This window comes from Myroides indicus (assembly GCF_004364575.1).
Classification (GTDB): domain Bacteria; phylum Bacteroidota; class Bacteroidia; order Flavobacteriales; family Flavobacteriaceae; genus Flavobacterium; species Flavobacterium indicum_A.
The window spans coordinates 1-14,229 of the sequence record NZ_SOAG01000042.1 but is presented as its reverse complement, the minus strand read 5'-3'; the positions used below and the strand labels follow the sequence as shown (position 1 = coordinate 14,229).

The 14,229-nt window shown below is 33.5% G+C and carries 11 protein-coding genes; 8 read left to right on the top strand and 3 right to left on the bottom strand.

Features of this window, described 5'->3' with window-relative positions; translation table 11 throughout:
- Nucleotides 1-12 precede the first annotated feature (12 nt).
- Nucleotides 13-114, top strand: coding sequence for a hypothetical protein (locus C8P70_RS12990; protein ID WP_394346298.1), 102 nt, complete (start codon nt 13-15; stop codon nt 112-114).
- 197 nt (nt 115-311) lie between these two features.
- Here the strand turns inward: C8P70_RS12990 and C8P70_RS12985 are convergent, their stop codons facing one another.
- Nucleotides 312-2,714 carry a TonB-dependent receptor domain-containing protein gene (locus C8P70_RS12985; RefSeq protein ID WP_133713743.1) on the bottom strand — a complete coding sequence of 801 codons (2,403 nt, stop codon included), beginning with the start codon at nt 2,712-2,714 and terminating at the stop codon, nt 312-314.
- A gap of 233 nt (nt 2,715-2,947) precedes the next feature.
- Between C8P70_RS12985 and C8P70_RS12980 the strand changes: the two genes are divergently transcribed.
- From C8P70_RS12980 to C8P70_RS12970, 3 genes are all read left to right on the top strand, one after another.
- Entirely contained in the window at nt 2,948-3,694 is a 747-nt protein-coding gene (locus C8P70_RS12980; RefSeq protein ID WP_133713742.1) for an NYN domain-containing protein, read from the top strand.
- Nucleotides 3,695-3,722: 28 nt separating this feature from the next.
- Nucleotides 3,723-4,286, top strand: coding sequence for a DUF1572 family protein (locus C8P70_RS12975; protein WP_133713741.1), 564 nt, complete (start codon nt 3,723-3,725; stop codon nt 4,284-4,286).
- Nucleotides 4,287-4,359: 73 nt separating this feature from the next.
- Nucleotides 4,360-6,396 carry a dipeptidyl-peptidase 3 family protein gene (locus C8P70_RS12970; RefSeq protein ID WP_133713740.1) on the top strand — a complete coding sequence of 679 codons (2,037 nt, stop codon included), beginning with the start codon at nt 4,360-4,362 and terminating at the stop codon, nt 6,394-6,396.
- A 51-nt stretch (nt 6,397-6,447) separates the two neighbouring features.
- On the opposite strand, the gene C8P70_RS12965 is transcribed toward C8P70_RS12970, so the two are convergent.
- Entirely contained in the window at nt 6,448-7,224 is a 777-nt protein-coding gene (locus C8P70_RS12965; protein WP_133713739.1) for an AraC family transcriptional regulator, read from the bottom strand.
- A gap of 87 nt (nt 7,225-7,311) precedes the next feature.
- Between C8P70_RS12965 and C8P70_RS12960 the strand changes: the two genes are divergently transcribed.
- The 4 genes from C8P70_RS12960 to C8P70_RS12945 all read left to right on the top strand — a co-directional run bounded on the left by C8P70_RS12960 (nt 7,312) and on the right by C8P70_RS12945 (nt 13,596).
- Nucleotides 7,312-8,520, top strand: coding sequence for a CynX/NimT family MFS transporter (locus C8P70_RS12960; RefSeq protein WP_133713738.1), 1,209 nt, complete (start codon nt 7,312-7,314; stop codon nt 8,518-8,520).
- Nucleotides 8,521-8,622: 102 nt separating this feature from the next.
- The gene (locus C8P70_RS12955) at nt 8,623-9,855 is read left to right on the top strand and encodes a metallophosphoesterase family protein (protein WP_133713737.1); all 1,233 of its coding nucleotides are present in this window, start codon (nt 8,623-8,625) and stop codon (nt 9,853-9,855) included.
- A gap of 8 nt (nt 9,856-9,863) precedes the next feature.
- Complete coding sequence (locus tag C8P70_RS12950) at nt 9,864-12,902, top strand: AAA family ATPase (RefSeq protein ID WP_133713736.1); 3,039 nt, start codon at nt 9,864-9,866, stop codon at nt 12,900-12,902.
- 115 nt (nt 12,903-13,017) lie between these two features.
- Nucleotides 13,018-13,596, top strand: coding sequence for a PhnA domain-containing protein (locus C8P70_RS12945; RefSeq protein ID WP_133713735.1), 579 nt, complete (start codon nt 13,018-13,020; stop codon nt 13,594-13,596).
- Between the two features lie 489 nt (nt 13,597-14,085).
- Here C8P70_RS12945 and C8P70_RS12940 read toward each other — a convergent pair.
- Nucleotides 14,086-14,229, bottom strand: a 144-nt coding sequence (locus C8P70_RS12940) for a transposase (RefSeq protein WP_208293383.1), incomplete at its 5' end; no start/stop codon positions are given.

Here is a 14,229-nt window from a genome sequence, read left to right as displayed (position 1 = left end):
AGGAAAGCAGATGTGGAACCCACATTTGCACAACTCAAACACAACCGGAACTTCAAAAGATTTACCTTAAAAGGACTTGAAAAAGTGGAAATGAGTTCGGATTGCATGCTTTAGCTCATAATCTCAAAAAGATGAGCGCTTAAACAAGAAGGATAACAATTCTTTTCCTCCGTTGTTAAATCTATTTGGATTTTTGACCTCAATTTTTGAATCATAAAAAAAACCGTCCCGATTTTGTAAACGAGACGGCTTCCATTTGTAAAAGTAATAATTTAAAAAAAGAATTTTATGGCAGAGAAAATGCAGAAAATCTAAAATAATCCGCCTCCTCCACTATTTTGTTTAGTATTGTCATCTCTGTTCTTGCGCTGCATTGCACGATTTTTTCCACCGCCAAATACGTAATTAATACCTAAATAAACTGAACGGCTTTCCCATCTGAACTCTCCGCGAGAAGGATAAGGATATTGTCCGTCAAAACTGTATTTCATAGTGTTAAAAATATCGTTGAACCTAAGACTTATAGATAGTTTATTATCTAGTAAAGAATATCTAGCACCAGCGTCAATTTTGTACATTTCTTTACTATTAAATGTAATTCCGTCTACAGCGCCTCTATAAAACCCAAATAAGTTAAAACGAAGACTGTTCGTAGCTTTAAAGTTACTGTTTAGTCTGGCGTTAAAAGCATTCGCAGTAATTTCTCTAGACATAAATTCCAGTTCGTTTTTATCTGCATTGAGAACGGAAATTAATCCTTTTTGCTGTATGCTGGAAAAATCAATTGCGGGCTGTACATCCCACCACGATGTTAATTTTAAGTTGGCAGATAATTCAAAACCGTATGCATTGTTAGAACTAAAGTTGTCGTGTGTCATAATCATGGCATTAGGGTTTTCGTTCTCTACATCATCGTAAATTACTCTGTTGATTTCGTCGTTGATTCTTCTGTAATACACTCCGGCAGTAATACTTCCTTTTTCCAGCATTCGCGTGTAGTTTAATTCAACGGAATTTGTAAACTGAGGCTTTAATTTTGGATTTCCTATGGAGGTTACCGTAGGTGTAGAAAACTCGCGAATTGGTCTTGTCTGCCAAATGCCAGGTCGGTCTACTCTGCGGCTGTAACTCAATTGAAACATATCTTTTTCTGACAAGTTATAACCTAGGTATACAGAAGGATATAAGGTTAAATAATCATCTTTAAATCCTGTTTCGCCGTTTATTTTTGAATTTACTTTATAGCTTTCTAAACGAGTTCCGAGCTGGTAGCTGAATTTGTTGAACTTTTGCCCAAAAGTGGCATAAAGCGAATAAATATCGGTTTCGTAGTTATAATCCATATTTGCTTGTTCCGCAGGAGTCATAGGGTTTCCTGAATCGGCATGATTTTTAGAACGATTAACGCGTGCTTCTCCTCCCAATTCTAATTTTGTATTTTCGTTCAGAGGGTTCACGTAATCTACATTTACAGTAGTTAGTGTACTTTTATCGTCTGTATAATCTTTGTAAAAATAATTATCTGCATTTTCTACTTTTGTGTCAAAGTATCCTTCAGAATCAGATTTAGAATCATTTACATTTACTTCAACGTCCAAATTGTGTCCGTCTTCATTAAACATGTGTTTGTAAGCCAGGTTATAAGTGCTGTTTCTGTTGTTTGAATCATAGTTTGATTTTTGAAAAATATCGTCAAAAGTTCCTGACGGATAAAGATTATTCGTTATAACGTTTGATTTACCGTCATACCGGCTTTGATTGGTATAAAATGAAATGGTATTTTTGTCGTTGATGTAATAATCCATCCCAACTTTATATAAAAAGCTATTGTTTTTGTTATATGAATCAATAAGCTGTTCGGAATCTTGGTCAAACCTGTAAATTTCACCATCGTTGCTATATTTTCCGTGACTTGTGCTGCCACTTCCGAAAAAATTTACTTTTCCTGTCCGGTAATTTAAGTTTAAAGAGTTGTTGTTTTTAACGGTTTTAGCAAAAGTAAAACCCGTATCAAAAGAACCGTTAAAGCCATTGTTGGAATTTTTGTGCAAAACAATATTAATGATTCCTGACATGCCTTCCGGGTTATATTTTGCACTGGGATTAGTTATCAATTCTATTTTTTTGATTGATGTTGACGGAATTTGCTTTAGCAATTGATCCGGGGCAATGTTGGTAGGTCTTCCATCTACTAAAATACGTACGTTTTCATTTCCTCGTAGAGATATTTTTCCGTCTTGGTCAACGTTTACTGAAGGTACATTATTCATAATCTCCGAAGCGGTGGCACCCACTGTAGTTAAATCTCGTCCTACATTAATTACCTTTCGGTCTATTTTTTGTTCTATCGTCGATTGCTCGGCAATAATATTCACCCCTTCTAGCAAGGTAGATTCGGGAGACAGATAAATATCTCCCAGGTCAATTGAAGGCTGGCTGTTGCTCAAAGATACTTTTTGATTTGTAGATTGATAGCCTATAAATTGCACTTCAACTATATAATCATTGGGAGTAACAGGAATTTCAAAATTTCCTTTTTCATCACTCATTCCTCCGGTAATAACTTGCTCATTATTTTTTACTGCTATAGTAGCGTAAGGAATTACTTCACGAAGATCTTTGTCATATACCTTACCGGAAATTTTTCCTTTTTGTTGTGCAAAAGCCGAAGTGGTGACAGCAAGTAAAAGCAGTAGGCTCAGTTTTAACTTCATAATTTAATGGGATATTAGAGTTGTTACTTTGTTTTGTTATCTAGTAGTCTCATTGTTTTTAATTTTGTTACATAAAAAAAATGTAAATGTTTTTAATTATTTTTTAAGTTGTTGATATATAGTGTTTTTTAAGTTATTGAAAAACGGATAAGGGAAGAAATAAAATATTATATTTAAAAATAAAAGAGTTTATAATAACTTTTAGTACTTTTAGGAATAACAAAAAATGAAAAATGGAAAAGCAAAACAATAATATAGCTATCTTGGTTGATGGAGACAATGCTCAGGCAAAATTGTTAGAGAATATATTAGAAGAAGTATCGAAATATGGAAAAGTAACTATCAGGCGTATTTATGGCGACTGGACGACTCCGCAAATGAACAGCTGGAAAGATCTGCTGAATGATTTATCCTTTTCTCCAATACAGAAATTTAATTACACAACAGGGAAAAATTCGACCGATAGTTCACTTATCATTGATGCGATGGATATTTTGCACGATAAAATGGTAGATGGGTTTTGTATTGTTTCCAGCGATAGTGATTATACCGGATTGGCAAAGAGAATCAGAGAAGAAGGAATATTTGTGATGGGAATAGGAGAAAAGAAAACACCTAATGCGTTTGTGCAGTCATGTGAAATTTTTACGTATTGCGAAACACTAATGCCTAAAAAAGCAGTAAAAGAAAGAGAAGTAAATTCCTCACGGAAAAACGAAACGGAGGAAGAGTACGAGAATAAAAAATTGACCAAAAAAGAAATCCAGTTAATTGATAAGGCATTTGAGATGTCAGTAGACGAAGAAGTGGAAGCTTATATATCTACTGTCGGAGGAAACTTAAGAAAATTAAATCCCAGTTTTGATGCACGAGATTACGGATTTAGAAATTTGACTGAATTGTTTAAAAATTTAAAAACATTTGATGTCATTAATAATAACGTAAAGGGATTGAATCACCCGCTGGTTAAAAAGAAATAAAGCTTATAATCTTAAAATCTGCTAAAATATGAATATACAAGAAGTACAAGGAATCCAAAAACAATTTGAATACTATAGAACACTTGCAGATAAAACAATCTTGATTCTATCAGAAGAAGAACTGAATTGGAAGGCAAGTGAAGAAAGTAATTCTGTAGCGATGCTAATGAGACATATAACTGGGAATTTACTATCGAGGTTTACAGACTTTTTTACAGAAGATGGCGAAAAGTCTTGGAGAAATAGAGATAGTGAGTTTGCCGATGGTTTTTATAGTCGGCATGAACTAGTTGCTAATTGGGATAAAGCATGGAATGTTTTGTTGGATACATTAGTATCTATTAATGCTGAAAATATAACAGGAAAAATAAAAATAAGAAATCAAGAACACAGTGTAGCCGAAGCTTTACACAGACAGCTTTCCCATTATCCTTATCACATCGGACAGATTGTATTTATTGGTAAAATGATCAAAGATAAAGACTGGCAATCGCTGTCTATTCCTAAAAACCAGTCAAATGATTATAATAAGGAGAAATTTGCAAAACCAAATTCAGAACAGCATTTTACTGATAATTATTTAAACAAATAGGATTAGCTTAATAAAACAGCAAAATCTAGGGTATATTTTATATATTTGTCAGTATACAAAAAACAACAAGATTATGAAATTAAACACAGTAACATGCCTTGTACTGGCTTCTGCCATGTTGTTTTCTTGCGGAAAAAATAAAGAGAACAAAGAAGAAACAGAAAATGTAGCAGAAGTGGAGAATTTTGAATACAGCGTAGATCAATTTGCCGATGTTGAAGTATTGAGATATCAGGTTCCGGGTTGGGATGATTTAACCTTAAAAGAAAAAGAATTAGTCTATTATTTGAGTCAGGCAGGATATGCCGGTAGGGATATTATCTGGGATCAGAATTACAAATACAATCTAAAGATCAGAAAAGCACTTGAAAATATTTATCAAAACTATGAGGGCGATAAAAATTCAGAAGATTGGAAAAATTTTGTAATATATCTAAAACGAGTATGGTTTTCGAATGGAATTCACCACCATTACTCTAATGATAAGATAAAACCTGCTTTTTCAAAGAGCTATTTTGATACCCTATTAAAAGATACAAATACAGTACTAGATAGTGAAATTGCTGAAATTTTATTTAATGATGCAGACAATAAAAAAGTAAATCTAGATCCTAAAAAAGGATTGGTTACCGGCTCGGCAGTGAATTTTTACGGCGAAGGAGTTACAGATGAAGAAGCAGAAGCTTTTTTTACCGGAATGAAAAACCGTGATCCGCTTAGACCGCTATCCAATGGATTGAATTCAAAGCTGGTGAAAGAAAATGGGAAATTAGTAGAAAAAGTGTGGAAAAGCGGAGGGATGTATGGCTCTGCAATCGATAAGATTATCTATTGGCTTGAACAAGCTGTTACTGTTGCCGAAAATCAAAAACAGGCAGATGCACTAAAACTTTTAATCGAATATTATAAAACAGGAGACTTAAAAGCTTGGGATGATTACAACGTAGCTTGGGTTCAAGCCACAGAAGGAAATATAGACTATAATAATGGTTTTATAGAAGTGTATAATGATCCGTTGGGACATAAAGGATCCTATGAAAGTGTAGTGCAAATCAAAGATTTTGATATGTCTCAAAAAATGGAAGTACTTTCAAAAGAAGCACAGTGGTTTGAAGACAACTCTCCATTGATGGAAGAGCATAAGAAAAAAAGTGTAGTGGGAGTTACTTATAAAACAGTAATTGTCGCTTCAGAATCGGGTGATTCTTCTCCAAGTACGCCAATTGGAGTTAATCTGCCAAATGCAGATTGGATCAGAGCGGAACACGGATCAAAATCCATTTCCTTAGGAAATATTATAGACTCTTATAACCACGCAGGTGGTTCAGATCGCTTGAAGGAGTTTGTTCATGATCAGGAAGAGTTTGAGTTAGAAGAAAAATACGGTGAATTAGCAGATAAACTTCACACAGCACTGCACGAAGTAGTAGGGCATGCTTCAGGACAAATTAATCAGGGAGTAGGACAGCCACAGGTTACGCTAAAAAGCTATGCATCAACCTTAGAAGAAGGACGTGCAGATTTGGTAGGACTTTATTATTTGTACAATCCTAAATTACAAGAATTAGGATTAGTAGATGATTGGAAATCCGTAGGGAAAGCAGCATATGATGGCTACATTAGAAATGGTTTGATGATGCAGTTGGTTCGTTTAGAGCCAGGAGCAGATATTGAAGAGGCGCATATGAGAAATCGTCAGTGGGTAAGTGCCTGGGTGTTTGAAAAAGGAGAAAAAGACAATGTTATTGAAAAAGTAGTACGAGATGGAAAAACATATTTCAATATTACCGATTATGATAAGTTGCACGATTTGTTTGGACAATTATTGAGAGAAACGCAAAGAATCAAATCTGAAGGAGACTACGATGCGGCTAAAGCTTTAGTCGAAAATTATGGAGTAAAAGTTGATCAGGCTATCCATAAAGAAGTGTTAGAGCGCAATGCTAAGTTTAACGTGGCTCCTTACAGAGGTTTTGTAAATCCGTATATTGTGCCTGTGACTAATAATGAAGGCAAAATAACAGATTATGTGATTAAACAACCAAAAACATTTGAGGAACAAATGCTGTATTACGCAAAAGAATATAATTTTTTGCCAGTAGAAAATTAATGAAATGATACATTATAAAAAAAGTCTGTTTTTAGAAGCAGACTTTTTTTATTATTTGAATGATTGAAAATATTCACTTGGTCGTTTTCCAAGTAGTTTAGCAAAAACATTGCTATATGATTGAGCGCTGCTATAACCTGTTTGTAAGGCGATTTCGCCAATATTAAAATTCCCGTCACTTAAAAGTTCGAGTGATTTGATAATGCGAACCATCTGTATGTATTTGGCAATGGTAATTCCCGTTTCTTTTTTAAACTGCCGTTCTAGTGTTCTAACACTTACAAAGCTTTTTTCAGCTAATTCTTCAATAGTGATTGAGGAGGTATAAGATTGATGGATATAATCTGTCATTACAAGCAGGTTGGTTGATTTAGGCACAGGAGTGATTAAAGGAATAGAATTTTGTATAAAAGAAGGAAGCTCTTCTAGAATGGCATGCAAAAAGGTTTGTTCACTTTGATTGTATATCCTATTTAAGGACCATTTTTCAGTATACATAATCATTTCTCTTAAAACGACAGGTACAGAAAAAAGATAGAGATCATTGTAAAAATCAGACATTTCTCTTGTACTAAAATATAAAGTGCGCAATGAAACAGATTCTGATGCAGAGGTGGTTTTGTGAGGTAAGTTTGACGGAATCCATGCAGCATGATTTTGCGGTAATAAAAACCTGCTATTTTTAGTATGCAAATATTGATAACCGGATTCAACAAAAACGAGCTGAGCTTTTTGATGTTGATGAAATTTATTGTTGTGTATCCATTCTTCAGCATGCCATACAAATCCTTTTTTATCGACTTGATCTACTAATTGATGTCCGTCCATAGTTGTCGTTTTAGTTTTGATATATGGCAAATATAATCATTTAATAACCTGTAGTTTTGTGTTTCAAAAGCAAATTCACAAAATAATATGAATAATCCTGTAAATAATAATGTTGGAAAGGTTTCGAAAACAAGAGAAATACTAATGCTTTTAGGTATAATTTTTATTGCTTCAAACCTACGGGCACCTTTAACTTCTGTTGGACCTGTTATTGGAGAAATAAGTCAGTCTCTCGCTTTGTCCAACACAATGGCGGGTTTGATTACTACAATTCCCCTAATTGCATTTGCACTGTTATCTGGAGTTATACCCAAATTTTCTCAAAAATATGGAATGGAAATGATTTTGTTATTTTCCTTAGTATTGTTAAGTATAGGGCTATTTATTCGTCCGCTAGGAAATATAGTTTCTCTGTTTTTAGGAGCTGCATTAGTAGGTACAGCAATCACGGTGGGGAATGTTTTGATGCCTGCTTTTATAAAGAGTAAATTCCCTTACAAAGTGGGAACTATGATGGGAATTTATTCAGTTTCTATGAATTTAACTGCGGCTTTGGCAGCGGGTTTTAGTATTAGCTTGGGAACTTATACCTCTTTGGGATGGAAAGGTTCTATAGGAGTTTGGTTAGTACTTTCGTTACTGACTATTTTCATTTGGATTCCTCAGGTAAAGAAAAAGGAAAAGGACTCTCTAAAAGATAATTACATTACTGAAAAAAATATCGTAAATCTCTATAACTCAAGATTAGCTTGGGCGGTCACTGTATTTATGGGAGTACAATCTTTATTATTTTATTGTTTAGCTGCTTGGTTACCCAAAGTAATGCAAACATGGGGTATGTCGGTAGAAGATTCAGGATGGATTTTATCTTATGTACAGTTTGCTCAATTGCCTATGACATTTTTAGGAGCTATTATAGCCAGTAAAATGAATAATCAAAAATTATTGGCAATAAGCGTCGGAGTTTTATTTATTGCCGGAATAGGAGGGGTTATGTTATTTCGAACAGAGTATATTATAGTGTGGTGTATAATGATTGGATTAGCCAGCGGATTGGCGTTTAGTTTATCGATGCTATTATTTGTTTTGAGGACGAAAAGTACCAATCAGTCGGCTGAACTGTCAGGGATGGCACAATCATTTGGTTATTTGATAGCTGCTTTCGGACCTCCTGTTTTTGGTGCTCTGTTTGATTTTTCAAATAATTGGATGTATTCGCTGTTATTTTTATTATTGATGTCAGCCACGCTTTTAGTTTCGGGTATTATTGCAGGGAGAGACACGAAGATAGAATAATCTATTATACAAGATACAGAATAGGCTCATACCTTTTGCTGCTTTGAAAGTTGTGCATTTGTTGCTCAATGCTTAAATTTACGGATAAATAGCTGAAATAATATGGTATTAAAAGTACTGCATACCGCAGATTGGCATTTGGGTAAAAGATTAGAGAGATTTAGTAGAATAAATGAACAAACTCAAGTATTGCAGGAGATTAGTGAAGTAGCTGAGCGTGAAAACGCAGATTTAGTATTGGTAGCTGGAGATCTTTTTGACACCTTTAATCCTTCGGTTGAAGCAATAGAACTTTTTTACAAAACATTAAAGCGATTAGCAAAAAATGGCGAACGCCCTGTTATTGCTATTGCTGGAAATCACGATAGTCCCGAACGTATCAACGCTCCGGATCCTTTAGCACGTGAATGCGGCATTATATTTATAGGTTTTCCAAATGTAAAGGTACCACCTTTTGAAATACCCAATAAATTTGCAATAACAACCTCTGACGAAGGTTTTATCGAGCTTAAATTGGATAAATTCTCGTATCCTGTTCGTATTTTACATACGGCATATGCTAATGAAGTTCGATTGCAAAAAGAACTGGATAAAGAAAACCAAGGATCGGCACTCAATGAAATATTACACGATCATTGGAAAAAATTAGCAGATCAGTATTGTGATCATCAAGGAGTAAATTTATTGGTGTCGCATTTGTATATGAGCGATAAAAACGGAGAAACATTAGAAGAACCGGATGGAGAAAAACCGCTAAAAATAGGAAATGCCGATTTGTTGTACAGCAATATTGTTCCTCCGCAGATTCAATATACAGCCTTGGGACATTTACATCGCTTTCATCAGTTGGGTAAACCTGATACTCCTGTAGTTTACTCCGGAAGCCCGCTCAGTTATAGTTTTAGTGAAGCAGGACAGCAAAAATATGTCGTTTTGTTGAATGTAGAACCTTTTAAACCTGTCGACTATCAGTTGATTGAACTTAAAAAAGGGAATCCATTATCACGAAAAAAGTTTTTTAGTGTAGATGAAGCAATCTATTGGCTGACTAATAATCCAGATCATTTAGTAGAATTAACATTGGTAAGCAATACTTTTTTACAGGCAGATGACATCAAACGCTTAAATAAAGCACATGATAAAATTGTGATGATTATACCACAGATTACTTTAGAAAGAGAAAATAGAGAGGAAACAAATAATCAGGTAAACTTAAATCAGGATATCAAAGGCTTATTTACGGATTATTTTAAACAGAAATATGCAGGACAACTGCCCAATGAAGATATCTTAAATCTGTTTGATGAGGTGTTAAACGGAAACAATCTAAAATAAGGACACAGATGATACCTATAAAATTAGAAATAGAAGGATTGTATTCCTATCAGCATAAGCAAATTATTGATTTCACACATCTTACACAGGCAGGATTATTTGGTATATTCGGACAGGTTGGGTCTGGGAAATCATCAATTTTAGAAGCTATTTCTTTTGGTTTATACGGGGAAAGCGAGCGATTAAATGCCAGAGATAATCGAGCGTATAATATGATGAATTTAAAGTCAAGCCGCTCGGTAATTGTTTTGGAGTTTTACAACTTTGAAGATGAAAAATATCGTATTTATAGAGATTTTAAACGAAATTCTAAACGTTTTGATGATGTAAAACGCGGGGATGCCGTATTGTATAAATGGAAAAATGAACAATGGGTACCGCTTCCGCATTTAGATATTGAGAAAATTGTGGGGTTGAGTTATGCTAATTTTAAAAGAACCATTATTATTCCGCAAGGAAAATTTAAAGAGTTTATTGAGCTAGGGGGGAAAGATCGGACGCAGATGATGCAGGAAATTTTTGGATTAGATCGATTTGATTTAGCCGAGAGCACCAAAGAGGTTTATCAAACAGCTAAACAGAATTACGATAGGCTTTCAGGACAATTGCAGGGATATGCGTCGCTGACAGAAGAACAAATTAAAGAGCTGACAGAGGCGTGGAAGGCGGAAAGCGCCAAATTGAAGGATTATACAATTAAGTATAAAAAAGAAAATGACAATTTTCAGCAGTTAAAATTGCTTAAAACGGATTTTGAAACACTAAAGAGTAAACAAGATGAATTGATACAACTTGAGAAGAATCTGCCGTTTATACAGGAGAAGCAAAAAGAAATGGAGCAGTATGAGAGGGTAGAGAAAGCATTTTCAGGCTTATTAACAGAAGAAAAAAATGCCCAAAACAAGTATGAATTAAAGCAGGGTAGTTTAAAAAAAATAGAAGAAGGTCTCACCGTGCTTCAAGAAGAATATGATGAAGTATCTGCAAAATTGGTGCAGATAGAACCTGAATTCCAAAAGATAGAACAGCGCAAAATAGAATTGTTTGAACTAACCTTATTTAAACAAATAAAGACAGCAAACAGAGCTAAAGATTTATTGTTAATCAGACAAAAAAAAGGAGAAGAAACTATAAAGCAAGAAGAAGGTGTTTTTAAAAGTAAACAAAATAAATTAGCAGATCTTGAGATAAAGCTAAATCAAGCAAAAAAAGATCGGATTGATCCTGTAAAGATTATGAATCTGGATAAATGGTTTAATGATTTTATTTATATTCAAAAGATAGTTTATGAAACAAAACAAATTCAAATCAACCTGAAACAAGACATATGTAAATTAGAAAAAGAAATAAAAGGATTTGGATTTGCTGCGATGAATAGATGGGAACTTGAGACAGAAGAAAAACGGAATGAACTGCAGAAACAGAAAGATAAAATTGAGGATGATTTAAGGCATTTACACGTCTCACAACAATTGGTGCAATATGCTTATAATTTACACGATGGAGAATCATGTCCTTTATGTGGTTCTACTAATCATCCGAATTTATTAGAGGGAGAAGATATTACAAAAACAATAGAAAAATTGTCTGTTGAACAGGCAGAATTAAATAGAATTTGGGAGAATTTGTTTCAAAAGGAACAGTTGATGCGAATTGCTTTAGAAAAAAAATATTTACTGGAAACAGAATGGAATAAAGCAAACAATAAATACAATTTGCAAAAAGAACAACTAGAACAGCATCGTTCGGAATTTATGTGGAGTGATATTGAAATGGGGAATATTGAGCAATTTTATCAATTGAAAGAAAAGGCAATCGCAGCTAGTAAAATAGTAGAAGAATTAGAAGAATCATATATTCAAGAGCAGAAGGAGGCTGAGCAAATTAAGACGAATGTAGAGAAGTATAGAGAGGCGTTGAGAAAGATAGAAATAGAATATGCTAAGCTTGAATCTGAAGTTTACACCAAAAAGAGTCAGATTAGATTTTTAGATATTGATGATTTAACCCTCATAAGTTTAGAAGAGGTTGAATTAAAAATAAAAAATACAGAAAAGCACATAGAAAATATAGAAATAGAATATAAAAAGTTTCAGCAATTATATCAGGAACTTTCCTTAAAACTAACCGCATTCCAAACAGAGAAAAAAACTATATCGGTTGAGATAAGCGAATTAAAACAGAATATTGATAATATAGAAAAAGAATTGACGCCCTTAATGGAAAAATTCCACCTCAATTTTAAAGACGAAATTTTCAATATTTTATCGAAAAAAATTAATGTGGAAGAAGCAAGAAAGACTATTCAGGCATTTGTTGTCAGTCACGAAGTAATTAAAAACAATGTTGCTACATTAACCGATAAATTAAAGCTTGTAGATTTTGATGAAAATAAGTATAAAGAAAAAGAAAAAGAGGTAGCTGAGTTAGAGCAAAAAGCAGATGAACAAGCTATATTTACCACAAAGCTAAGTGGAGAACTAGAGCGTTTGGAACGTGATTTAAAAGAAAAAGGAAACTTACTTTTAAAATTTGAAGAGATTGATAAACGTCTGAAAAATATAGCTGTTTTAGAAAATATGTTTAAAGGAGCAGGTTTTGTTAACTATGTATCTGCTGTTTATCTCAAAAATTTATGTAATTTGGCTAATCATCGTTTTCATCGCTTGACAAACAATCAATTGAGCTTACAGTTAAATGATAATAATGAATTTGAAATTATAGATTATTTAAACGGAGGCAAATCAAGAAGCGTAAAAACGTTGTCAGGTGGACAAAGCTTTCAAGTTTCTTTATCACTTGCTTTAGCTTTGGCAGAAAACGTGCAAAGTTCGTCAAAAGCGGATAAGAGTTTCTTTTTTATTGATGAAGGCTTTGGAACACAAGATAAAGATTCAGTTAATATTGTTTTTGAAACATTAAATAGCCTGTATAAAGAAAATAAAATTGTAGGGATTATCTCTCATGTTGATGAGTTAAAAGAAAAAATACCGGTTTCTATTTCAGTAGTTAAAGATAAAGACCAAGGGAGTCTAGTTTTATATTAATATAAAGAAATAGAGATATAGTATGTTTGCATGATTTATTAATGATGGATTCATATATGAAGTGAATTCTTGATTTTAAAAGATTATATTTGCTTTTTTTAAGATAAAATCAATTATGAAAACAGAAATGCAGTTAAAAGAAAGAAGTGGAAATAAATGCGAGTTATGCGAAGTAACCGGAAACTTAAATATTTATGAGGTACCTCCGGTTTCGAGTAATGAGGCAGATAGAGAAATTTATATATGTAATACATGTTTGGCTCAAATTGATAAAAAGGAGGAATTAGACTCTAATCATTGGCAGTGTCTGTCTTCATCAATGTGGAGTGAAGTGGCAATGGTTAAAGTGGTAGCTTGGAGAATGTTGAATAGATTTAGAAATGAGAGTTGGGCAGCAGATAATTTAGATATGATGTATTTGGAAGAGGAATTGTTGGAGTTAGCCAAAGCAACGGGAGATCATATCAGTGATGGTTCAGTAGAATTGCACAAAGACTGTAACGGAAATATTTTGTCAGGAGGAGATACGGTTACCCTTATTAAAGATCTGGATGTAAAAGGATCTTCGATTAATGCAAAAATAGGAACTGCTGTTAGGAATATTCGTTTGGTTCATGATAATGTGGAGCAGATCGAAGGAAAAATAGATGGGCAAATGATTGTTATATTAACTAAATTCGTTAAGAAACAGTAGTTGTTGATAGGGTGTCAAAAATGGTACTGTCTCTTAAGGTGTTTAAGTTCAAAAATAAAGTTTGGGTTAGGTTTTCAACTAAAGTCTAACCCTTTCTTTATATAGGATTAAGAATTGATTAATAATAATCTCTTAGTTTCTGGCTAGTATTGACCTTTTTTAATTTATTCTATCGCAGTTAAATATAAGGATTTCGTTACAGTCTGATCTGTTAGGAAGGATAACTCCTTCCTAGTGTGTATTTCCTAATTTTATCGTTTAGGTGTTAAATTAAAATGGCGATACTTATGATTTCTCTATTATCTATTGGCAATTCAAAGGGTAAAGTAGGGTGATTCCCAAATCGAAAAGCCACCATCAAATTCTAATAAAAAATGATGAAGCCGTCTCGTTTACAAAATCGGGACGGTTTTTTTTATGATTCAAAAATTGAGGTCAAAGATCCAAATAGATTTAACAACTGTGAAAAAGAATTGTTATCCTTCTTGTTTAAGCGCTCATCTTTTTGAGATTATGAGCTAAAGCATGCAATCCGAATTCTATTTCCACTTTTTCAAGTCCTTTTAAGGTAAATCTTTTGAAGTTCCGGTTGTGTTTGAGTTGTGCAAATGTGGGTTCTACATCTGCTTTCCT